Genomic DNA, 25,376 nt, shown 5'->3' with positions numbered 1-25,376 from the left:
ATTTATAGTGTTTTAAGTCCCATAGCCTGAATCTTGCCAAAGCCAGTCCACGTGTTTATCACCGTTGAAAGTTTACCGGATACTTCGTTCATCCGGACGAGGTGCAGTTTTCCTTCTTTGCTAGCCTCATTCCAAGTGGCAACAAACAGGAGCGTATTGCCTGGCTTTACGATCTCCATCGCTGTAATGATCTCGCCATTGGCAGGCGCAAATCCTGCATCAGAATAGGTAGCTGATGTACCTGAAACCATATCGACCTGGATATGGCGGATCGCACCCCCGTTGCTATAGAGACAAAAAGAATTTTTGTCTCCGACCCGCAGCAGTTTCGCAGTTTGTATATCCGGTGCATTAGAAATATCAACATTGGCCAACGGGCCGCTGCCTTCATTTAGAGCCATCAGATAACGCCGATCTCCCGCCACTTGGTCGCCAAATACCCCCCAAGACGATAGAATAATCTCATCATAATAGTCTGACACCACAGGATAGCCGCGCGCTCCTAACAACATCTTTCGTTCTGTACGCTCTGGACTAAAAAGAGATTTGTCTCCTTTCTTGGTAAAGGGCTGTCCTATGATGGAACCCTCTGTCATCAATACGTATCTACCATTTAATTGATCATAGAAAAAATCGTTGTAAGAGCTTGCAACCAAATAGGGCGCTGCTTCATATCCCTTGCCATCTTGCAGAATAATCTTAGCATTGAAAAGTGTGCCCGCGCCACGGTACACGTCCTTGCCGTTGACAAATGCTTTTCCATTTGTAATCGCCCACCTGGGATCTACCACACTCGGCGCATCGGCGGCATTAAAGAAGAACTGGGCAAAATGCCGGTTGATCTTAAAGCTGGAAACACCTACCGAGAGCATGTCATCTGATGTCAACAGAATGACTTCGCGACCTTTTTGCTGGACCTGAATAGGAACTCCCGTCAAACTCTCCAGATTGTACGTCTGTAACAGTTCATGGATAACGCGCTCGGAAACACCATTGCCGGAAATAAAAGTGGGTGAGGAAATAAGACTCAGATCAGTGACAGCACCGGTCTGCTCGAAGACTAAAAGGCCTGCCGGCAACGCATCCTGTTCAATTATTTCTAGGGGATAGACTGCTACTTCAGTAATGCCATGAACGGATTCCTTTACCTGTAATTCTACCATATAAAGTCCAGGGTTTCTCGCAATAGGCTCGGCCAGATCACGTTTGGAAGAAAGTGTATCGATAACCCCTCGTCCGGTCTGCAAATAGATACGCCATAGGAAAGACAATGTTTCTGACTTTCCTTCAAAATTAATTTTAGGAGAAATAGATAAGATACTACTCTGCTCTGCCAAAAGGACACCCGTACCTGCAGTATCTATCGAAAAAGCAGGTAACTGTATGTAATCATAATTGCCGGTGTCTTCCTTACATCTGGAAAGAAAGAGCAGACCTATTAATAGAAAACATATCGATGCTATATTTTTTTTCATGTCTAATACATTAATCAATTAAAAATTGGGAAATTCAACAATTTCTCCGTTTTCATCCCGCAGCGGAGCATTGGGATGAGCAGTATTATAGCTATCCAGCCACTCGATGCACTTGTTATAGATGTAATACCAGGTATCAGAGACAGCCATAACATCGTCGTAGGTAGTGATCCCGGTAGCATCGATTATAATTTGGTGCTTGGTCTTGCTGTAATCACCCAGGCAGAAATATAAGGCTGCAAACGGAAAACCATCCCACGCGGCCGGCTTGGTGAGCTGCGAGGTCCAGATTAATGTAAAGCGTGGCCCCGATGTCGGTTGCCCGGCGACCTCTAATCGCGGTCCTGGAATAAAGTTGGCGTTTTCTTTTACCTCGATGACAAGCTTGGCTTCTGTCGACTCAATGCGCTCGCTACGCTTTATTTGGACAGGAATGGTGGTTGATACCTGCCCTGCAGGTATCACAAAATGTGATGGGAAAGTATATTCGTCAGGCATAGCGGTGGACTGTGCTGGATTAATAGCCAGTAGAAAGTCACGGTCGGCGCCAGAAGGAACACCGATCGCCCGCACCTGCAGATTGATTACGGAATCTGTAATCTGGGAATTGAGTACGCCAAACGAAAACTCGAGCGAGTCAGAGATAATCCCTTGCCTGCTCTCCCCGGAAATACTCAAAGCGGGAACACCGTCAAAAAATGGGCTCTGATCATTTTTCTTGCACCCGCATAGGAGGCAAAGAATGCTTAATGAAAATATATGGAATGTATACCTATTCATAAAAACTACCTGTTTAAAGATTTATATCTATTTGATTATCGTCCATACTCAATCTCATTTAATGGAAGAGGCAACACATAATACTGTGTATTGTAGCTACCACTATAGCCGGGAACACTTGTTTTATTGAGTCTTTTGTTGTAATAAAACAGCTGCCCCTCAGAAGGCATTTCTTTGCGGTATTCCAGAGCGATCTCTGTCTCAAGCTGTGTATTGGAAACATCTATAGAGAGACGACGGCTCACGCCTCTCGCCGTTCGTACCTTTTCCAGATAACCGACCGCAGTGGCATTATCTCTACCGATCAATGCTTCAGCAGCGATATAATACATTTCTGGAATACGGATCAACGGCATGCGATTGGCAAAACTCGGATTTGTCTGGGTGGTCTGGTACATTTTAGCAAAGTATATCTGCCCGAACACTGTACGCGTTAAATAAATCCGACGAATATCTGCTCCTGATTCTGCAAGTGGATAAATCGTATTGAGCGTACCTGTAGTAATAGCTAACGGTTGAAAATTGTAAGCCTGATCTGTGATATAGCCTTCTATATTTTCGATCTTTTTGTTCTGGAAAAGTCCAAAAATGTACTCGGAGGTAAAGGTGCGGTCTATATTATTCTCTGTGCCAGTAAGCTGTGCATTCTGCACCCAAGGAAACTTGGTCTCGGCAACCGATATGACCTCCTGTGCGGCAATCAATGCATCCTCAGTATGACCTGCCCAAAGATGCACTCTCGCTTCTAGTGCCCGCACGGCATAATAATTGAATCGTAGTGATCTGCTCATTAAATAACCATTGTCGTGATCTGACGTGATAGGCCGACCTGTGACAATAGGATCCTGTGCCAGTAAACTACGGGCCTGCTTCAAATCATTCAATATGTAGGCAATTACCTCGGCATGGGTACTATGGGGAGTAACCTGATTTTTATACGCCGTGACATATGGAATGGCTTTAGCCGCATTTCCCCCAGATCTAACAGAGGCTCCAAACAGACGTAGCATATCGAAATGGACATATGCCCGCAGCCCTAATGCTTCACCTTTTATGATATCATAATTACCTTCCTGAAAGATACTCTGGTCTGCGTTTTCCAGTTTTTGTAGCAAGAGGTTGAGATTGGTAATGGCATTATAACCATTGCTCCAAATGTTATCAATCAATTTACGGACCTCTGTATCGGCATAATTTGCTTTCTCAGCCCGCTGATAGGTCTGATTCTCGCGGCTGGGCTCCAACGAGAGATCGTAATACTGCGCTAGTACATCGCTAACACCAAAGGTTAGCTCTCGACCATACAATGCCGGGTCTCCCATCTTAATGTATACGCCAGCAAGCAGATCCTTATATCCGGACTCCTTTGAAAAGAATAATTCTTCTTCGACTTGAGTCTGTGGTTTTACGTCAGTCCATGTCTCGCAGGAAACCAATAGTCCTGATAGAAATAGTAGGAAACTGACTTTTTTAAATATTTGCAATACTTTCATTTTCTTTGAAATTAAAACATAGCCTGTAAAGTGAATGAATAGGTTCGTGCGAAAGGATACTCGGTACCTCTTTCGATCCGTACAGATGAGGCTACAAACACATTGTTACTATTTAATCCTACGCGCAATCTCTTAAAACCAGCTGCTCGTACCGATGCCAACCTGTCCAACTCATAGGTAAAACCCACTGATGTCATCGAGAACTCATTAAGTTTCTCAACAAATCGTGTACTTGGCTGGGTGAGATCACTATTGGCGATATCCTTGAAGAAAGACATATCTCCCGCTTGTCTCCATCTATCCAAAAGCACTCTCCTATCGACATTGTATAAGATATTGGCATTTTCAACCTTTTCCAACAGGGTCTGGTTGTACATCTGTCCGCCAAAACGGTAACCGAACCCAACGTTGAACTGCCAGCCATGAACTCGATAATCTAACCCTACATTTCCATAGTACCGCGGGAGATCATTGCCTGCGGCAATTTGATCGGCTGCTGACCAGACATAGGTCTGCGTCCCATCTTTCTTGAGGTACAACTCTCTACCTGTGGATGGATCGATACCAAGGGACTGCACCGCCCAGATGGTATTGAGAGACTGTCCTTCGACGTAACGTACAACAGGGGTATTGCCTATAATCTCGTCCTGCTTCTCATTAAATGTTTCCAAGCCATTGGATATTTCCAGAAGTGTGTTCTTATTGCTTGCGAATGTGGCATACACATTCAGATAATTGCCAGTGGTCCTATTATTGAATATGCGGTGGCTGATCCGGCCTTCGATACCTTCGTTTTTGACCTTACCAAGGTTTGCTTTAAACGAGTTAAACCCAGCAGATGGCGGCAAACTCACATCAGACAATAGTCCATCTGTATGACTTTGATAATAGTCAACGGTTAATGATGTGCGGCTTTGAAAAACTTTCATATCCAGTCCCACATTCAGATCTTTCTTGCGTTGCCATCTCAAATCAGGATTGGCCATTGCTATGACATACGCTCCATTATTGACCAGGTAGGTATTATCCTGAAAATAATTGAAGGTGGTCATACTCAGAAAAGAGTTAAAATTTTGGGAGCCAGTAAAACCTAAGGAGCTTCTTAACTTTAATTCATCAAACAGCCCGAGTTGGCCTACAAATGATTCTCTATGCAAATTCCATCCTAGACCAGCGGACCAGAACCGTCCCACACGCTCATTGTCTCCAAACTGCGAAGAGGCAGTAAGACGGTAGGAAAAGTCAGCGAGATAACGGTCATCATACGAATAGTTGGCTGATAAAAAGCCGCCCATATCCCTGACGAGGCTCTCGGCACCACTCAACTTGGATCCTTCCTGATACTGTAGCCCAAGGGAAGGAAAACTAAGATTCTCGTTCATAAATCCTTCAACAATATAGCCGAGTCTCTCATTACTATTACTGCTGAGGTCCCAACCTGCATTACCAGTGATATAATGCTGATTAATCTGTTTAAGATAACTTACATTGACATTACCAACAAAATCCAGAAGCTTACCATTGCCCTTACTGTAGCTACCTCTGCGCAGCGGGTCGGCAACATCGGCAAAGCTGGTATGTTCGGCAGGGAGAAAGCGATCAGTCTCATTATCCTGTTTGGTAATACTGGCCCGTCCGTTGATACGTAGATCCTTGGTCAGGCGCCAGTCTACACTGAAATTGTTGGTGATATCTGTATATCGGGAAAAGTCTCTGGTACCGATTGTTCCATTCCAAAGGGGGTTATATATGTTAGTCAACTGCCTTGAAGAACCAGCTTCACCCGGATAGAAATTGGCAACTTTCTGAATGTTGCCCCGGCTGTCGTAAGGTGACACATATGGATTGAGCCTGGCAAACAGAGAGAACTCTCCATATGGGGAGTTGGTGGACTTATTGTGGTTTATCGTCAAAATATTATTGAACGCAAAATTCTGATAGCGGTAGCTCAGGCTAATGGCTCCTCCCACAACAGATCTTCCTGACCCTTTCATAGCTCCTGCAATATTGTTATATAATAGATCCACCCCGTATTGGAAATAATCATCTCCTCCATCCAGTCGCAAGGAGTGGCGGTGACCGATTCCATTGCGTAGGGGCTGTGCCAGCCAATCTGTATTGACACCGCTTTCTACGGCTTTTAGATTTTCGTTATAGGCCCTGGTAAGGCGAAGCTGTTGGAGAGGATCAGCATCTGCGTAGAATCCCGCAAGACGCTCCACTTCGAGTTTTTCCCGACCATTTACTAAATTATAACTCCGCAGATCGGGGGCTTCAATGTTGATGTTACTATTGTAAGAAACATTCATCTTGCCCTGAGTAGGTTTAATAGTCTCAATAACCACAACCCCATTAGCCGCACGTGATCCATATATGGCTTTGGAAGCCGCATCCTTTAATAAGGTGATACGACTGACGCGATAAACATCGAGATCCACAACCTTTTGAAGTGTGGTCTCAAAACCGTCCAAAATGAACAGTGGCAGATTGGGATTGGTCCTATACTCGCCGGAGAGGTCGGGCAAACCAGTTTGTCCACGTAGTTGAATATCTGGCAGTTGATTTGGGTCTGATCCTATTGCAAGATTAGGAAGCAGCTGAAATGATGGATCAAGATTACTTAGACTCTTGATCACATTTTGATTGCCTACCTTCAGTATTTCTTCCTGGGTAAAAGAGGATGTGGCGCCAGTAAAGCTTTCTTTCTTTCGCGTAAATATACCGTTAACTACTACTTCTTCAATATCTTTTGCTTTGGAAACAAGAGTGACAGCAATACTATTTTTGTTGCTTAGTTTTACTTCGTAGTCCTCATACCCTACATAGCTAAATCTAAGTACCTGATCATCATCCCCTAAGACTATTGTGAAAAAGCCTTGACTATCAGTTACGGCATTGGTATCGGGCCTTTTTCCCCCCTTAACCTGCACAGAAACGCCAACTAATGGTTTTGCATCTTCATTAGTAACGTAACCATGGACTACTCTTTCCTGAGCAGCCTGATTCTTTAAACGGACTGATATAAGATTCTTACCAAATAACTGAAATATCAGCCCTTCCTTGGTCAGACTTTCATTTAATATTTCTTGTATTGGTCTTTGAAAGTTTCCATCAAAGAGGATCGGCTGGTCTGCAATGTCCTTTTCGTAAACAAATCGGTACGTTGTCTCTTGCTCAATTCTCTTAAGCAACTGCTCCACAGTCATCTTCTGTCCCATATCACGTACCTGAAGCGTAGTAGCTTTTACTAGCTGTGGAATAGGTATCGAGACACACGAAGCCAACGCAAGGTGAACCAATGCTCTTTTTGCAATTAATCTGTGCATGTATTCAATAATTAAGGTGAGTATTTGTAAGTTAGTTTTGAGTGTTTATTCTAATAAATGATTATTTTATTTCCCTCTTTTTTAGTCTTAAAATTCTTGACATATTTTAGGGATTCTAAAATATTATCCAAAGAATCATCTTCAAAGGTTGCCGTAAACCGATGATCAAGTATCTCTGTCAAACGCACTTCAAACTTGACATCAAAGGCGCGCTCGAGATCTTTGAGAATGGTCTCTACTTTGGCATTTTGAAATACGAGACGGTTTTCTATCCAGGCGACTTCTCCAATGATCGTATTACTGGCTTCTACTACAGGAACCATATTCTCCACTTTGCTATGTGCTAAAAGCTGATTTTTGTCCATTACAAATTTCTGTAGTGGTTTTAGCAGAGCCTGTCTTTTATGTGTCTTCTTATCCAGAATTTCGAGGGAACCGCTAATCAAACTTGTCTCAGAGATCTCGCCAACGTAATTTTTCAGATTAAAGGTAGTCCCTAGAACACGTATGTTATAACTGACCCCTTCAATAACAAAAGGATGAAGTGTATCTCGTTTAACATCAAAATACCCCTCGCCAACTAGCCTAACTGTCCTATTGTTTTGACCATACTCTTTATCATAAATAAGTTGGCTACCCGCATTAAGAGTGACCTTGGTTCCATCTGGTAATACAACAATTCGATTTTCTTTATTCGTTGTGTATTGCTGGACTAGATCAGTGGCATCTGAAGACAATGTCACAACGTCATCCGACCAAGATGAAGAAAGGTTGAACTTGAATAAAAGAGCTCCTAAACTCAGAAATACAAGTAAACAGGCAGCAACAGCATATGTCCAATAAGGGTAACTTCTGATAGATGAAGTATTAAGCGACTCTTCAATTAGTAAACGGATTTGTGCTTTACGTTTATAATCAACGTTAAGATGACCTCCTTCATTTAAAGAGGAATAATAGTTTTCTAATATAGATAGTTCCTCTATCGTAATAGTTCCTATCTCATATTTTTCAATGAGTTCTATTAACTTTTGTGATTCCACGGTTTATGATTTTTTAACATTAGTATAACATAGGGTGGAAAATCCCCTACTCGAATGTGATTTTTTTTTTAAAAACTAATAGAATTACGAAGTGAAGAAAAAGACAGTGCGATAGCTTTAAAAAGCTAGCTACTCTGAAAAGAAAAGTATGAAGATAACCCTAGCTGAAATATTTAGAATCTTTACAGCCTTGGTAATGTGATTTTCTACAGTTTTTGTACTGATACCTAGTTTATCAGCTATTTCTTTATGCGAGAGTCGATCTATGCGACTCAATATAAATACTTCCTTGCATTTTTCGGGCAATTCGTCTAACTTAAAATAAAGAAATTTAAGGGCTTCTTTATTTTCCAACAATTGATGAGGAGTTAATTCTTTTGTCTGTTGCAGATGCTCACCAAATCGGGAAAGCCCCTCTTCTCGATTTAAAGTATTCTTTATCTGCTGAAAAACCTTATATTTAACAATGGTGTGAAGATAAGTACTTAAAGAATGGGTAAGGATCAGCTTTGTTCGCTTCTCCCATATATACGTAAAGGTATCCTGGAGCAGGTCTTCAATAATGAATTTATCGGACAAGCCTTTTGAAGCGTAAAAAAATAATTTATCGTAATAGCGGTCATAAATCGCCAATAGTGCCTCCTGACTACCGTCACGGAGCTCAGCTAAAAGATTTAGATCTGATTTAACACTATTATTTTTATCCACAACCAACTTTATTAAAACTCATCAGACGCAATTTATGCATATAACTAAGAAGGATAGTATACTATCCGCGTCAAAACTCTTAAATTAATTCTGAAAATTAAAATATTCTTAAAAATCAATCTGTAAAACAACTACACATAGAAAGAATTAGTACAGACCGAATTATATCTTATTGTTTTATAATTGAATGATTTGTAGGAAAACATAATAACTCTTGACATAAGATTACTATATCATGACGTGAACATACTAGCGGATTAAATATCTTAAACAGCAGGACATCTAGGTAGAGAGAACTGATTCAATACTCGTACATTGCAAAATATCCGTAAATGTTATCCGAATTTTCCTATTTGGGAAGATTTGGCACACGCGTGCACCAAATTGGAATGGTCTCATATTCGAACTATTACGAGGGATATTGATGTTAATACGTGAAAGTATTATTTAAAAGAAGCTACCAAGCAAAACTGGGGTGTACAACAATTTTATTCCTATTTTAGATTACAGTTGACTTCGTAAAAATTCCGAATGAAAATTAAAATATTTCAAAACATCTTTCAACTCGCCTGTCAATCATAAGAAAAATAACGCTAGATTTGTACTAATAAAATTAGCACACATGAAGCAGTCCGGCACAGCAGATCTTCCATTACATTACGGCAAAGTACCTAGCTGGCTTTACGAACGTATGTCTGCTCTCGGACTTTCTATTATCGAAAATATATTAAGCGATTATGGAAAAGATGAGGTATTGAAAAGACTGGCCGACCCTTTTTGGTTCCAGAGTTTTGGAGCTGTACTTGGTATGGACTGGCATTCATCCGGTATCACCACATCCGTAATGGGTGCACTGAAACGAGCGATAAATCCCCAGGCTAGGCAACTCGGAATATATATCTGTGGAGGTAAAGGAAAATTGTCCCGTAATACCCCGACTGAGATACAACGGATAGCACATGCTACAGGAATAGATGGTAACAGCCTTGTCCGCGCAAGCAAACTAATCGCCAAAGTAGACAATAGCGCTATACAGGATGGGTATCAGTTGTACCTTCACAATTTTGTTGTTTCTGACCAGGGGAATTGGGCTGTTGTCCAGCAGGGCATGCATGAGTATGACGGGACGGCACGACGCTATCATTGGCACTCCGAAAACCTGAAGTCATTCGTCGATGCCCCCCATAGTGGCATACGCGGTATTTCGAAAGGACGTATTTTAAACCTGACTGCTTCGGAAGCTACTCAAAACCGCAAGGGTATCCTATCCTTATCAAAAGATGACCACTCACGGGTTCTGAAAGAAATACGCCATCTCCAGATGCCCATGCGGCATGACATACAATCCAAAGATGTCAATTTAAAGCGCCTAGGAGCATTACTATATGTCACCCGGGAAGCTGATATCAATACATTTGAAGACCTTCTTCTATTACAAGGAGTGGGCCCGCGGACTATGCAGTCATTGGCACTGGTCAGCGAGATCATACACGGCGCCCCATGCCGTTTTGATGATCCGGCGCGTTTCTCTTTCGCACATGGAGGAAAAGATGGTCATCCATTTCCTGTACCGATCAAAGTCTATGATGAGGGAATTAAAATACTGCACAATGGTATACAAAAGTCGAAGTTAGGGAATACCGACAAACTAAAAACGATACAGAAACTTCACCAAATCGTATTACAGGCAGAACAACAGTTTACGCCTCAGTTTGATGTGCAACAAGTTATCGAACAAGAAAGAAGAGACTCTTGGAAATATGGAGGGAAGACGGTAATGGGTGATGCTAAGAAGCCTAATCAACCTCAAAACGGACAACAATTATCTTTATTTTCTTAGTAGTGGGTACTTTCGATACTTCTTTTAAGGGTTAATAGCTAAAGCAAGCCATTAGGCGACCAAATTCGTTCGCACTACCCGCTTGAATTATCTAGGATACTAACGCCAGCGCTCGTACCAGCCTGCACATTCCAGATTGTCTGTAAGTTACTGCTTAATTCTTCTGCTATGTGTTAACTATTAAAAATTAACACAAGTATTTTCAACATGTAATCTACTCGCTCCCAATCGAGTAGAAAGGCTTTTAAACTTCAGTTTCTATTTCACAAAAAATCGAGATGAACTTAAAAGTGATATCGCTGTTTTAAGGTAAAACAATAAATTCTTTGATAAAAGGCCATAGAAATTTGAAAAAATTGACCAAAAAATATGACTAATTCACTTTTTAAAGGGACACAGATCATTCTGTTCACTGTTCTTTCTATAACAATTTTATACTTTGGGAAAGAGGTATTGGCACCGCTAGCGATGGCCGGAATTTTAGCGATGTTATTTTTAGGCCCTTCCACTTTTTTTGAAAAGAAAGGAATGCCTCGATGGGCCAGTGCTTTGATAGCTATTGCGTGTCTATTGGTAATTTGTTCAGGAATTATATTCTTATTGAATTGGCAATTACAAAGCTTTGCCGAACAGCTGGTAGATATGAAAAAAAACATGGGCGGTATGGTTTCTAAATTACAGTCCTGGATAGAAAATAGAGTGGGAGTTGACGAAGCGCGCCAAAAAGCGATCGTGGAAGATCAGATGAAAAACGGTACGGATGTAGGTAGCACGTCAATAATTTCTACGTTGTTTGGAATGCTAGTAGACTTTATATTGGTCTTGGTATATATTTATTTGCTTCTGTTCTATCGCTCGCGAATAAAGGCATTTTTGCTTAAAAGTACAAAATCAGACAATCCAAAACGCACGTTGGAAATCGTAGACTCGGCAAGTACGGTGGCAGCTAGCTATGTTATCGGTCTTGCAAAGATGATATTAACCCTATGGATCCTATACGGAATCGGCTTTACAGCAATAGGTGTGGAAAATGCTTTCTTTTTTGCAATTATATGTGGATTGTTAGAGTTAATCCCGTTTATAGGTAACCTAACGGGTACGGCCATAACGCTACTGGGGGTAATGGCACAAGGGGGAGAGACGGGAATTATAGTGGGCGTGATAGGTATATATGCATTCGTACAATTTGTGCAAACTTATCTATTAGAACCTCTTATTGTAGGGGACGAAGTGAATATAAATGCGCTGTTTACTATTTTGTCTTTGGTCATAGCTGAGTTGATATGGGGCATACCCGGTATGGTAATAGCAATACCCTGTGCAGGCATAATTAAGATAATATGCGACCGGGTGCCAGCATTACAACCCATAGGATATCTAATAGGTAGTGACAAAAAAATAAAATAGTGAAAACGGTGATTGATAATACGATGGATTACCGGATACTTTTAATAAAGATTACTTAAATAAATAAATTATCATATGATTAAAACAAAAAGCAAATTTTTCATTCTTGCCCTTGCCCTCCTAAGTGCATCCTGCGGGGAAAGATCCGCTAAGAAGGAAGTCAGTAGTAAAGAAAAAACATCGAAGGACAGTACGCATGTTCTTATTAGTATCTCGCAACGACAACTATATGTGCTAGATGGTACCGATACGCTAAAAAAATTTTCTATAGCGGTAGGTAAAGAAGGACATCCTACTCCAGAGGGTGATTTTCAGATTCATCAGATTGATTGGAATCCGGACTGGACACCCCCGGAAAGCGATTGGGCAAAATCCGAAAGCTATAAAAAGCCGGGAGAGAATGGTAATCCTATGGGCCGGGCACGTATTGTATACCAAATGCCCTATACTATACATGGTACAAAAGATATCCAATCTTTGGGTAATGCAGAATCGCACGGTTCGGTTCGGATGGCCAACGACGATGTAATCGAACTGGGTAAATTGCTCATGCAAAAGTCTGGAACAGAAAAGTCTGAAGAGTGGTTTAAGAATGTATTGAATGACTCCACAAAAATGGAATCCGTGAAATTGGAAAAGCAAATACCGTTAAAAAATATGCGCTAAAACTCTACTGTCTCTTTTAGATTTAATACTAAAGAGACAGTGATTTTTGTCAATTCTGAAAGTACATTAAATGACACAGAAGGAAAAGCGAAGTTTGACTTGGCTAAAGATTAAACAATTATACTTTCACTTCGTGGAATCGTAATGTTAACGACAGTTCCGCCCCTAGGTGCTGCATTAATATGAACATCGCCATTTAGTAATTTGATGTTGCTAAGGATGCTTGTCAATCCTAAGTCTGCCTTCTGTGTTTGTAAAATATTTATTCCTCGCCCGTCATCACTTATAGCGATTAAAATCTCTGTTCGATTAACTTCAACATTAATACTACAATGTGTAGCATGCGCGTGCTCAATAACATTGAGCATTAATTCCTGAACTGTACGATAGACAGCAAGCTGTAAGTAATTCTCGATATTTTTGTATGGACCTTTAATATTAAATTTGAACGTCGTGCTACCTGACAATTCGACACAAATTTCTTCAATCGCAGATTTAAGTCCGAATTGTTCCAAGTTAATGGGCATAAGTTCGTGGGAAATTCGACGCGTTTCGTCGATAGCATCCTTTAAAAGCTTGTCGGTATATGACTTCGCGTTTTTAAAAACACTTTCATCTAAACCGTAATGAAGCGCTGACATACTTATTTTAATTCCGTAAAGGATTTGGCCGATACCGTTGTGAAGTCGCTCGGAAATCTGCCTACGTTCTTCTTCTAAAGTGCTTAACGATACCCTGAAAATCTCCCGTTGCTGCTCCGCTTCTAATTTACGAATCCGTCTTTCTGCAGCACGTGCAGCTGATATCCGCATTTCTATTCCTTTTTTGTATGCGGTGATGTCTCGTGTGGTAGTCGCTACCCCATCTCCCTGTTTGACAGATGATTGTTGGAACCACCCGTTAAATTGTTCATGGACATAATGTCTAATACTCTCATCAGGCTGACCAGTTTCCACCACCTTTTTGAAAGTTTCAAAGATCCCCGTTTCTACCACCCCGGGGTTCAGCGTAAGTAAGCTTTTGCCGATAACATCACCAAATTTTTTCTCTGAAGCTTTATTATTTAAGATCCATATGAAATCCACTATTTCATCTTTATCATTCCGCACTGCCCTAAACACCTGGATCATATCCAAAGAGCTGTCGATAGTGTTGCGAAGTACGTCCTGATTTCTATGTAACGCCATGTTTTCTCTCCATTTTTTACAGCTACGCTAATATATTAAAATCTCTAAATCAGCGCGATCTTTAAAAGAACTTATAGCTAAAAACTAGTCTCAATCTCTTTCTCGGTAAGGATACATTTAAAAAGGATATCCTATTGCCAGATTAAAAATTAAATTGTCTTTCCTCCATTCTGAATTTCTTATATCCATATATTTAACTACCCATCGATCGCCTTGTTCACGGTACGGAACACGTAATGGCGTGGCGACATCCAGTCGGAGCAATAAGAAATTTAGATCGAGCCGTAAACCTAGCCCAGCCCCCACCGCTAACTCTTTATAAAAATTTTTGCTAATCTTCCCGCCCATTTTATCCTCGTCCTCACGCTGTAACCATACATTGCCTGCATCTACAAAAGCTGCCCAATGAAACATACCGGAGATCGGTGCTCTATATTCTGTATTTATTTCTAATTTATAATCGCCTGTCTGATCAGCAAAAAAATTATCACTGCCTAAATTTTGTGGTACGGCAGAACCCGGACCAACGGAGCGTGCGCGGAAAGCGCGCAAGCCATTCGGACCGCCCGTAAAATATTGCTTTAAATAAGGGAGTGACCTAGAGTTTCCATAAGAATAACTAGTACCAATCATAAGGCGTGAAGCAAGCTGCGATTTCGGCGAAAATTTTATATAGTGTCTGAAATCAATCTCTGCCTTGAGAAACTGCGCATAGGCAGTGCCAAATAACCGTTTAATATTTCCATCTTTAAAATCAGCTCCCTGAATCAACCCAAGTACATTGCCGGATGTATTGACGCCGGTCTTGAGATAAAAGGTATGTTTACGGCTCTCCAACATGGTATTGGTAAAGGTGTATGTATAATTGGGTCCAAAAGAAAACTGTCGATCTACCACATGCTGTAACGTAGGCACAGTATCCATCTGTGCGCGGTATGTGTCCGAAATATTACTAGGCCTCACATATATAATCTCGGCAAGTGCAAGGTCATGTTCCTTTTGTTCATTTTCCTTCCATTGATAGCCATAATTGAGACGCAGTGAATTTAAAGTATAGGCATTTCGTCTATTCAAAAACTCATAACCTGCCTTAGCGTACGTACGCGGTATAAAACGTAAGGAAGGTGCCCATTTGTAAGGTGATAATAGGCGGGGCCAACTGATGCCTATCTCAGCTCCATATCGGATATAATTTGAGTTGAGCGCTATATTTCCCCCGGTCTGTGCCTCATAACCTCCAAAAACAGAGAGTGTCAGTGTTTCAAATCCTTTGAACGCATTACGCAATGTCCAATTTATATTTGCTTCCGTGCCGTTGTAGACCGAGGCGGTTTTTCCCAATACCTCGAAACGTAACGACTTACGAGGCAGAGGAGTTAAATAATAATAAACATCCAAGCGGTTTGCAGTATCTTTACTATCTACAAAGTTATTTTTAACAAATTTGAATGTATTTAGATTGACCAAATGGCGTAGGGTCATATTGTGATCTTCGCGTGTGTAAAGATTTCCTTTTTTAAAGAAAATATGATTGGCCAGAACAGATTTCCGATATGTATTTTGATGATCAATAAAGTGTAAACCGTCTCTGTGGTGTGAGCTAACACTATCTAATCGCCTATCTGCCCTACCGCCGGCGCCTGTATAATTGGGGTAAACAAATATATTACCAATGCGCTGAGGCGACAGGGACTTATCGGTAGTCTCGGGCTTGATAGTGACATACATATCTACTTTTTGATTTTGCCTGTTACTATCGACTTCGACTAATATATTATCGGGGGAGAAATAGTAATATCCTTTATTTTTCAGATCGTCATCTATACGCTCCCGCTCCTTAAGAATAACATCGAGGTTATAATTATTTCCCGTTTTCAATAATGTATTTTCTTTAGCAGAGATGATATCTTGACCGATACGCTGTGAATCAACCTCAAAATCCACTTTAGAAATACGAAATACTTTACCAGGAAAAGCATTAAAATGTACGTCTGCATATTTGCCTTTCACGATTGTATCCGAAGTTACGTAAGCGTTGAAAAAACCTAGATTTTCCATACGATTACGCAACAAGTTTTCGTTGTATTCTAAATTAACATCCTGTAATAAAACCGGCTCCTCTCCCCTTCTCTTTAACCATTTCTTAATTGCGCTATTGGTACTATCCGGGCCGCCGCCCAGATTCCAGAACCATAATTTATAACGTATACCCAAAATCTTTTTATTGGGTTTGGGCCGAATCAACTCTTGGAGATGGGTTTCAAAAGCCTCCTTCCGATCTTTCGGAAAGCTATCCTGTTGAATGTATACCTTGGCCGCATTAAATAGTTTTTCATTTTGGGTTAGATATCTTGTGGGATTGCAAGCACCAAAAATTATAAATATGGTTAGATAATAAAATAGTTTATAAAGTTTTTTGGTCATGGTGATTTATCTCCTATTTAATTCTTCTTCTCTTATTAGCGATTTTTTAGGCATATACAGCGTGTCTTGAGCACCCTCCCTATTGCTCTTGGAAGTGACGTTCAGTTGTGATAATTTATTACTGCCCAGAGGCTTTCTATAATCGCCGCCCTTTCGCTCGACACTATCCCGTAGAAGCGTACGCACACTGTCCCTATAAACTGAATCTGTTCCCATACGTTTTACATCAAAACGGCGTTTAAAGCTCCGTTTATCGGTATTATAAATATTTTTTGCTTTGGACCGGATAAATAATTGCCTGAAATAATTGTAATCCCTGTTCATAATGAAACCTATCCCTGTCTCGATAAATTGCCCCTGCAAGGTGGCTTGATATTGGTTTTTACGATAGACACGTGCAATATAGCGTCCGTCACTAGATAACTGATAATCAAGCGCAATATCTCCCGCAATATTGGTTGATTTTTCTCCGGGTCTGGAATTACCTTCTACCTCGAAATTTGAGCCTATTGTAACTTTAAGACGATTGTCGAAAAGCAACTTGGATACACCCACATTCAAGTCGGTACGCGTTTGCGCATTTCCTGTTAGGTAGTCTTCCTCGGATTGGAGATTGAAGTCTAATTCTACGCCTTTAATCAAATCTGATGCTAAATTATTCAGCTGGCTGGTCAAAAAAGAACTTACGGTACTACGTGCTATTCCTTCAACTCCGCCCCCGCCCGAAAGGCTTTCAAAAGGATTGGCAGACATAAACCGACCCAAGGCTATAAGCGCAAAAACCTGTTTATTTAACTCTGATGGATCTTCTTTTAAACTTGACAGCGCGATATTTACTTTGCTGACCACATCTTGTGATGCTACTGCTTGCTCTTCGTTCATGTCGATATCAAAAGCTATTTCAGGTTTCAATAACTCGCCAGACAGTATAAGTTTGACATCGAATGGCAACCGCTGTTTGTATAAATTGGGGTTTTCTGATCCTATTTGAGGTTGCACCAGTTCCAATGTCGGGAATTTATTCGTGTAGACAGCAGTTATATCCAGACTACCATCTAAAGGATCCCCATTGAAGGTAATGGTACTTCCTTTTTGGAATGTAAATGGGCGGGAAATAGGCCCTAGTGAAAAGGTATAGGAACCTTGCTCCACACTGTAAGTACCTGAGAGGCTTATCTTGTTGCTCGCATCTATTGAAGCATTTATTTCGGCCACACCCTGAATATGGAGAGCGTCTTGTGTGCCTTCGTCTAGTATAATATTAAACTTTGCCTCGGGGTCTGTAGAAAGATTTATAGCGATGTCAAGCCCGGCTAATTGATCTAAAGTTGTCAGGGAATCTAAACGCGCCATATTTTGCGCAAATAACGTGTCGCGCCTGTCTACGAAGTCGACTACTCCCTCGCGCTCTACTACTCCCGGATTCTTATTGGGTATAGCTAAAGAAAAGTCTGTACTATCCTCTACCCGTATATTTCCATCAAGACGCGGAAGGTTCATATTTCCGGTGAGATTAAGATCACAGCTCAGATATAGCTTACCAAAAAATAGGTCATTATCCTCGCGAGTAGAGTTAACGGCTTCGAAATCGTCCAAACGAAGCTGAAGTCCGAAATCCAAATCGCTAAAGGAGCTGGTTCCTATTTTGCCATCTATAATAGCTGGATGCCCTTTTGCATCAGTTATTTCAAAATTATCAAAGTGGACCGCATCTTTAGCAAAACGTATAATCTGCTGATCTAAACTAAAATCGGCATTTATCATGGCGACATTTAAATTAACGTCTTGAAACGCTATTTCTCCATTTAACTGAGGGGCATTAGGTGTGCCATTAATTTTTAAATTGCCGGTCAATTCCCCCGTCGACTGACCTAAAGCCCCCATGGAGAATGCTTGTAGAGTGCGTACTGTCAATGGCTGTAACCTCAGATCGGCATCTATCTGCGATTCACCGGTTGGGTTTATCGAATACGTCCCGGATAATTGCACATTGTTGTCTTGTCCCGTGACATCTATATCAAGGGCATATATATTTTGTTGTTCGTTGTTTACTTTAACACTGATGTCGCCTACGGGCTGCTTTGCATAAGTAAACTGTTCTATAAGAAGGTCCGCCACTACGGTAGGATTATTTTGTAGCTCTGAAATAGTGGCTTTGCCATTGATGGTTCCTTCGATCCCCAAAGAATCGGTTGTAACCATACGGGTAAGGGTTGGTAACTTAAAGTTAGAAAAGCTAACGGTCAATGGTGAGTTGGCCGTAGAATCGGCCGATTGTATGCTGAGCTCCTGTGCCTGATTTATTATATTAAAATCATTTGCATAAAGGCCTGCTTTAGAAAAGCGAATATGATTGGAAGGAGCTACAGTCCATGTCTCATAATTTAGAACCAAGCTGTCTGGCATTAGTCGTATATCATATGCATCAGGAGCAATTTGCACGGCACTAGCTAGCGCATATTGAAGGCTATCTGCTTTGTCTTTAATCCATAATTTAATATCGGCCTGATTCTGCTTGAGCCGACCTGATAGCAAGGTATTATTAAGTTGAAAGCTAGAAATTTGAGCATTTTGAACAGTTGCTGAATAATATAAAGCACTGTCAGCAGTTGTTATCTCAACTCCTAACCGTTGAATAAGCATATTGTCATACCGCACAAGAGGAACATTTAACTTAACCTGCATGTTATGGTCTCTACTGTCGAATGTTCCATCTAGGGTAACCGTATGCATATCGGTCAGTTTAGGAAGAAAGCTCTTTATCAAGGGTGTTTGTGATAGCTTGGCACTGAATTCAAACTGCTGTGGTGTTATGGCTACCGGATTTTGTGATATGGCTTGCCCGTTATTATAGAAACTGCTAATGATCTGCTGGAACGACTTGCCTAATTCGGTTAGCTTATAATTACCCACCAAATGTGCCTTCACTATATCTGATTGTAAGGTCAATAGTTTTTGCTCTTTATCAGACTTTGCAGTAAGTAATATACTATCCAGAGCATAGCGGGTATCCTTATAAGCCAGGTAGGAGCCAGAAATAAGTGCTGTTCCGTTGAGATTGTCTGGATCTGCAGTATCAAAATCAGCCTGTAGCTGCCCCCGGTATCGTATGTCCTCGTTGACAATACGAAGGTTTTGTAGGTTTACGCTATCTACCTTTAGATTAGCTTTAAGACTAGGATAGGAAGTACTTAAATTAGCGTTGAAATTGAGATTTAAACGCGCATTGGGATCGGGACTATCTAACCAGCCCTTAATTAGTCCATGGTCTACTAAAACTTCTGAAGTAACATTCTGATAATTGTAGCCTTTAAAATTAAAACTATGGATGGTCGCTGCTATTTTTGTATTCATCTTGCGAGGATCCAACCCCACGCCAGCGATATCTGCATCCGCCGAAAGTTTGCCCATCGTCGAATCTTGTTTTAAAATATTTCCTATATCTAGCCCATCAATCTTTATGCGTGCATTATAGGAGGTATCTTTCTCTATTTTAAGGTTGCCGCTAACCAATGCATTTCCTAGGTCAGTCCCTAAGTTTAACCGAGTAGCAAAACCATTTAAGCCGCCCTTAAAGAATCCATTTAATCGAATAGATTCTGGAAACTTTATATTGGGCGGCAATAATGTCCGAGATACCAACTGTTGAATATCTTTGCGGCCTGTAGTGAACTTATTTAGTTGCAGATCGATATATGTTTTTTTTAAGTCTGGAAGCCCTTTGAGTGTAGCCTTTGCAATGAGATGCGTACGCGAAGCTGTCTTCACTTCTAGACGCGGAATTAGTAGGTTGGACAAATTGCCATTAACTGTTCCATCAATATAAAATGATTGCGCCAATAGCGGGCGTAGGGACTGTTCGCTGGCTAAAAATGGTGCAAAAAGAAGGACATCCCCGATGTAAATGGTGGACTTCGTAAGGTTGACATTCACATTTACTTTGTCGGGACTATGAGTTAATGCACTTAATGTAGGATATGTAATCTTAATATGATCCCGGATAATTGTTTTTGGTGTCTGAAGCAATAAATCAGTAAGCTCTGTCTTTGTATCGCTATACACAAAACTAGCTCGTGCTTTTAATAAATCTAGTCCGGAATGTTCCTTTGCCGAAAGATTATGTAACGATCCAGAAATGGAATCAGCGCGGTAATAAAAGTCATCCAACTGGCCTGTTAGCTCTGTTATGCTAATATTGGCATAATCAAAGCCCTTTGTTGGAGCTTTTCCTTTATCTTTAAATCCTATATTCGTATCGTTTATAAGCAACCGCGAGGCCGATACGGTCCAATTCGCTGAAGATGTATCGCTAGAAGCAGATTCTATCTTTGGAGTGGAAATTTTATCCATAATAATATCCGCATCGGCCCGGTCGACCATTAGTTCTCCTAATTCAACAATAGACTTATTGAGATCTATTAATTTTATATCTGTAGCAAATTTTTTGAGGTCAAATGTTGTTTTTAGTCCTGTCGCGGTATTTTGGTAGTTTAAACTTATATCGACGAGGTCTATGTTCGAGATATCAATATCCGGAAGCATCGAGGTCGTCTCAACACTACGATCAGTTACCCCAAAGTGACTGGCTGCAGGGGCATCAGAAGCTTGGGCCGGTTGCCATTGATTTATCAACGCTGTAAAACCTTCTACCTTGATCTTAGGCATAGCGAAAGCCATATTGCCCGTTAAATCAAAGCGTTTAAGGTTGGTATCAAAATGTTTCAAGCGCACCTCAGCGCGGGTACCGATTATGGCGTCATCGTAAATAGCATGTATATTATCAAGAGAAACCTTGTCAATATCAAATACCAGTGCTGAGGTCGTGTCCGCAGAGGCAGAACTCTCTTTCTCCGAATTAAAAGCTTGTATGATATAATCAAAATTGAAGGTACTGTCTGGAAGGGTGCGTTTGATTTTTGTAGTGATTCCTTTTAACTCGATTTCCTCTATCTCTACTGTATTTTTAAGGAGTTTGAACATATTAATGTCGACGAGTAATTTCTCCCCTGCTATTAAGGTATCTTTAGTTTGATCTTCAATATAGATATTCTGAAGAAGCAACTTTTTTGGAAAAGTAATATATACGTTTCCGATGTCCACGGGTGTTCCAATCTTTTGCTCGAGATAGCTGGACACTTTTCCAACAACATAATTTTGCACTGTTGGAATCCTGATGATTAAAATTAATAAAACCAGCAGACCTATAAGGGTGCCTACTATCCATATTAAAGTTTTTAAAGCTATTCGTCCAATTCTGTTCAAAACAAATGATTTTGTAGGGTATACATTAGATGTGTGTACTGTTAACAGTTATAGAAAGAATTGGTTGCTTGTAATATGAGCGTTTTTAATTCTAATTTTTTACAAGGCGTTAAAATGAGTGCTTAAACATACTGTAACCGTATTTATACTACTTAAAATCACTAATACCTCACACTGAACAAGTACAAATATCCCTTCTGCAAGTTTTAGTTACCATTTTAACGGTGAGAATACCTGTAATATGGTTTAAAGCAATAAATCGCATGTTATTTGTTTCTCAGTTATTAAAAACTTAACAACTTCGAGATGACAAATAAGGACTTAAACGTACAGCTGCTAGAATACAGATCCGTATTAAAAAATCTAGCTTATAAATTTACCAGTGATCCTGAGGATATACAGGATCTCGTACAGGAAACATTGCTAAGGGCATTGAAATATGTTGACCAATTTTTTAATAACCCTCAGATAATTCCCTGGCTGTTCGTTATAATGAAAAATATATATATCAATCAGTACCGAACAAAAAAATATAAGTTTACCTACGAAAACCAGAAGGCGACAGAATACCAAAATTTGGGATGTCATGAACCTTTCACAGAAAACACGGTGGATAAACAATTGATATTAAAAGATATTAATAAAGCTTTGGCGTGTATGTCTGATGAAAACCAAGAAATTTTTAATATGTACGTAAAAGGATATAAGTACCGAGAGCTTTCTGATATGTACTGTATGCCGAAAGGCACTATCAAATCCAAGATCTTCGCTATACGAAAGCGTTTACAGCGTCAGTTTGCTTAAGTTAAAATTAATAGACCTTCCCCCACCCAATAAAATGGTGGGGATTAGGTCCACTAAACAAACACCTATTAAAAATACTATAATAAAATAAAATGTTAACAAAATTATTTATAAACTACCCGACCATTTTCTACGGTCGCCGGATTGGTATAAGGGTGTGGAATAACCTTTCCGGCTGACGTAATATGAAACACATTCCAATTTTCTGCTTTTAAATAGTCCGAAACCATGGCACGATGACATCGCCACCATAGCGCTTCTGAACACATATATACAGTTGTCTTTATCGTTGCTTCTCTTTTTAATTGGTTTATCCCTTCGTGAAATTCATCCGTCAGCATATAATCTGCATAACCTTGAAACGATTCATTACGCCAGACTTGATTCACTGAATTTGGTTGAACCTTCCTTCTTCCTCCCAACTCTCGCCCGTGTATATATTGTATATTGTCTTTTGGAAGATTGGTTTCCAAATTCACCTTATTATAAACAGGAAATTTTCTCGAGCCCGGAAAACGCCGGATGTCCATTAGCAATTCTATATGATACAACTTTAATAAACTAACAAAATCAGCATAACTAAGCGTGGAATGCCCAATTGTATATATAACTTTTTCATTTTCCATTGGGGTTTTCTCAGGATAACAATTCACTGTTAACTTCGTTCAATAATGAATAGCTGTGCAACAAATTATAGGATTTAGAAAGCCAGCCGATTTGGAGTTATCAAGGAATACATTTACCTTACATAGTTTTATACTCGCTTTACATGGCTCAAAAAAAATCCGAGAATTCACTTTCTGTTTATCCTTTAACTATGAAGGCTAATGGTCAATTTTTAATAACTGATTATTTTAAAAAAATAATAGCTATTAGCGAAAATTTACTTCCGCTTGGAATAGATTCGAAACTTATTATAAGTACTGATCTTGAACTTTTCCTTGAGAATCGTTTTACCTTATCTCCTGAATTATCTTCATTGCTAAGTGACCCTTCAAAAATTTGTGATAGCGGAAGGACATTTGTAGTGAAAGAGGAAGACGTCCCGTATTATTTACATATTCACAAACAAGCGAATCAACTATTTATCCGGATAGAAGAAAAAATATCGGACATTATTTTTTCATCGGAAATGAATGATTTTACACCTATTGATAACGAGACCTTATCTTCCATTTGGTGTAAACTCTTAGAAAACATACAAGGCGTGACCGAGGCTGACAATGTACTTGTAGCACAAATCATGGAAGATAAGACGAGTAGAGTGATAGCGACTACCGATCATGAATTTGCCTATACGGACAAATTATTCTCGAAAAGCTTTATATCGGAGGATTTATACGCGTATTTTTCAAAAAACGAGGTGATGTATATCCCAGATTTAGCTAGACGGCAGCAAATTATATTTTGTGCCCATCCAGATCAAAATATTCCGATTGAGTACTTACCTCTATCACAAAAGGCGAGGTTTTCGAACTTAATTTCTGCAAAATCAACTTTCACTATTCCTATCCTTATCAATAAATGTCTGTGGGGATTAGTAGTATGTATAAATAAAACGTTAAAGAAAATAGATTACCAAAAAAGACTTCTTTGCCAACTATTGGTACAGAATGCTTCGGTACGTCATGAGGAGATCTTACAAAAGAAAGGAATTGAATTTGATAAAATTATACAGCAGACAAAAAAGCAATTTGACGATAACCTATCTAATGGACGATCTCTGAATTATTGTTTATTACAACATATTGACGAAATCGCTAATTTGGCGAAAGCAGATGGAGTCGCTATTTATCATCATGGTGTGATCCATAAGTTTGAAAATACGCCTTCTAATTTACAAATCGATAAGATCCTGGATACCATCAAACAGGTTAATAAAAAAATCTTTAAAGACAACAATTTCAGGTTAAAAAGAAAACATGACTTTACGTCTCCCTTACCTATTGCTGGTGTAGCAGCTTTGCAGGTAGGTGGAGAAAAAGACCATTGGATACTCTGGTTTAGAGATGAAAGTAAAACTTCTCTGATGGAGGTTTGCGATTCGCGAGAAGACGACGAGCAGGGAAATAGCGAAGGGAATTTGCAACTGATGGAGACCGAAATAGTGGATACAGCGGCTTTTTGGAATGATGAAGACCTGTCTTTTATAAGAAGCCTTGATAAGATGATAACTAAAGCAATAATCGCAAGAACAAAACATGAAGAACAGACAAAAGAAATGTTGATCACTGCAAATAATGAACTGGAAATGATCACGCATACAATCTCTCATGATTTAAAAAACCCATTATCAGCGGTCAGATTGAGTACACAGTTATTGCAGAAAAAAATGGATATGTCCCAAGATATTCAGAATCTATGTATAAGCAATATAGTCGCCGGTTTGGAAAACATGGAAAGTTTAATAAACAAAACGGTAGCATTCATGCGCTCCAAACATGTTATTTTCAAAAAAGAAGAGATCGCTATACATCCGCTGATTCCGAATCTGTTTGAAGAAAGTAAAAAGCAAAATAACAATTCTAGATGTGAGCTCGAAATATTTGATCTTATGCCCATATATGGTGAAAAGGCGACAATAAGACAAATCTTTTCAAATATCATCGATAACGCTGTTAAATTTAGTACGGCTAAAGCTAATGCTCGCATATCCTTATCCAGTTATAAGAAGGACAAAATGGTTGTATACAAAATCAATGATAATGGTATTGGAATACCAGAAGATGAATTAAATCTAGTTATGAATGCATTTTATAAAGGTAAAAATGCGTTGGGATATCCTGGTGCTGGTATAGGTTTGGCTCTAGTAAATCAATTAGTAAATATGTTGGGTGGATCAATTGAGATCGAAAGTAAAATTAATACTAGCACAACTCTTATAATAGCTTTTCCCGACAATTAGTTCCTATTCAATATCGAACCTTTCCATAAATACTTTGTTCATTGGTTAAAACATTATTA

General features: G+C 39.8%; 15 protein-coding genes. 5 read left to right on the top strand and 10 right to left on the bottom strand.

Features of this window, described 5'->3' with window-relative positions; translation table 11 throughout:
- Positions 1-2 precede the first annotated feature (2 nt).
- The 6 genes from B5X76_RS04295 to B5X76_RS04270 all read right to left on the bottom strand — a co-directional run bounded on the left by B5X76_RS04295 (position 3) and on the right by B5X76_RS04270 (position 8,822).
- A complete protein-coding gene (locus B5X76_RS04295; protein WP_079641535.1) occupies positions 3-1,475 on the bottom strand; it encodes a PKD-like family lipoprotein in 1,473 nt (490 codons plus the stop codon).
- An 18-nt stretch (positions 1,476-1,493) separates the two neighbouring features.
- Positions 1,494-2,255 (bottom strand): DUF4843 domain-containing protein, encoded by a 762-nt coding sequence (locus B5X76_RS04290; protein WP_079641533.1) that lies wholly within the window; start codon positions 2,253-2,255, stop codon positions 1,494-1,496.
- Positions 2,256-2,290: 35 nt separating this feature from the next.
- Positions 2,291-3,748 (bottom strand): RagB/SusD family nutrient uptake outer membrane protein, encoded by a 1,458-nt coding sequence (locus B5X76_RS04285; RefSeq protein ID WP_079641531.1) that lies wholly within the window; start codon positions 3,746-3,748, stop codon positions 2,291-2,293.
- Between the two features lie 11 nt (positions 3,749-3,759).
- Positions 3,760-7,074: a SusC/RagA family TonB-linked outer membrane protein gene (locus B5X76_RS04280; RefSeq protein WP_079641529.1), complete on the bottom strand. Its 3,315-nt coding sequence runs from the start codon at positions 7,072-7,074 to the stop codon at positions 3,760-3,762.
- A gap of 50 nt (positions 7,075-7,124) precedes the next feature.
- Positions 7,125-8,114, bottom strand: a complete 990-nt coding sequence (locus tag B5X76_RS04275) for a FecR family protein (RefSeq protein ID WP_079641527.1) — start codon at positions 8,112-8,114, stop codon at positions 7,125-7,127.
- Positions 8,115-8,243: 129 nt separating this feature from the next.
- On the bottom strand, positions 8,244-8,822 hold the full coding sequence (locus B5X76_RS04270; protein WP_176140986.1) for an RNA polymerase sigma-70 factor: 579 nt from the start codon (positions 8,820-8,822) through the stop codon (positions 8,244-8,246).
- A gap of 622 nt (positions 8,823-9,444) precedes the next feature.
- Here B5X76_RS04270 and B5X76_RS04265 point away from each other — a divergent pair.
- From B5X76_RS04265 to B5X76_RS04255, 3 genes are all read left to right on the top strand, one after another.
- Positions 9,445-10,662, top strand: a complete 1,218-nt coding sequence (locus tag B5X76_RS04265) for a DUF763 domain-containing protein (protein WP_079641523.1) — start codon at positions 9,445-9,447, stop codon at positions 10,660-10,662.
- A 369-nt stretch (positions 10,663-11,031) separates the two neighbouring features.
- Positions 11,032-12,069 (top strand): AI-2E family transporter, encoded by a 1,038-nt coding sequence (locus B5X76_RS04260; protein ID WP_079641521.1) that lies wholly within the window; start codon positions 11,032-11,034, stop codon positions 12,067-12,069.
- Between the two features lie 75 nt (positions 12,070-12,144).
- On the top strand, positions 12,145-12,735 hold the full coding sequence (locus B5X76_RS04255; protein ID WP_079641519.1) for a L,D-transpeptidase: 591 nt from the start codon (positions 12,145-12,147) through the stop codon (positions 12,733-12,735).
- Between the two features lie 110 nt (positions 12,736-12,845).
- Here the strand turns inward: B5X76_RS04255 and B5X76_RS04250 are convergent, their stop codons facing one another.
- The 3 genes from B5X76_RS04250 to B5X76_RS04245 all read right to left on the bottom strand — a co-directional run bounded on the left by B5X76_RS04250 (position 12,846) and on the right by B5X76_RS04245 (position 21,506).
- On the bottom strand, positions 12,846-13,922 hold the full coding sequence (locus tag B5X76_RS04250) for a sensor histidine kinase (RefSeq protein ID WP_079641517.1): 1,077 nt from the start codon (positions 13,920-13,922) through the stop codon (positions 12,846-12,848).
- A 117-nt stretch (positions 13,923-14,039) separates the two neighbouring features.
- Positions 14,040-16,346 (bottom strand): translocation and assembly module lipoprotein TamL, encoded by a 2,307-nt coding sequence (tamL, locus tag B5X76_RS21615; RefSeq protein WP_139375197.1) that lies wholly within the window; start codon positions 16,344-16,346, stop codon positions 14,040-14,042.
- A gap of 6 nt (positions 16,347-16,352) precedes the next feature.
- Positions 16,353-21,506, bottom strand: a complete 5,154-nt coding sequence (locus tag B5X76_RS04245) for a translocation/assembly module TamB domain-containing protein (RefSeq protein WP_176140985.1) — start codon at positions 21,504-21,506, stop codon at positions 16,353-16,355.
- A gap of 408 nt (positions 21,507-21,914) precedes the next feature.
- Between B5X76_RS04245 and B5X76_RS04240 the strand changes: the two genes are divergently transcribed.
- Complete coding sequence (locus B5X76_RS04240; RefSeq protein WP_079641516.1) at positions 21,915-22,412, top strand: RNA polymerase sigma factor; 498 nt, start codon at positions 21,915-21,917, stop codon at positions 22,410-22,412.
- 104 nt (positions 22,413-22,516) lie between these two features.
- On the opposite strand, the gene B5X76_RS04235 is transcribed toward B5X76_RS04240, so the two are convergent.
- Positions 22,517-23,038, bottom strand: coding sequence for a DUF488 domain-containing protein (locus B5X76_RS04235; RefSeq protein ID WP_079641514.1), 522 nt, complete (start codon positions 23,036-23,038; stop codon positions 22,517-22,519).
- A 143-nt stretch (positions 23,039-23,181) separates the two neighbouring features.
- Between B5X76_RS04235 and B5X76_RS04230 the strand changes: the two genes are divergently transcribed.
- The gene (locus B5X76_RS04230; protein ID WP_079641512.1) at positions 23,182-25,317 is read left to right on the top strand and encodes a GAF domain-containing sensor histidine kinase; all 2,136 of its coding nucleotides are present in this window, start codon (positions 23,182-23,184) and stop codon (positions 25,315-25,317) included.
- Positions 25,318-25,376 lie beyond the last annotated feature (59 nt).

This window comes from Sphingobacterium nematocida (assembly GCF_900168125.1).
Classification (GTDB): Bacteria; Bacteroidota; Bacteroidia; order Sphingobacteriales; family Sphingobacteriaceae; genus Sphingobacterium; species Sphingobacterium nematocida.
The sequence above is the reverse complement of the archived record's forward strand: the minus strand, read 5'-3'. Positions and strand labels throughout refer to the sequence as shown.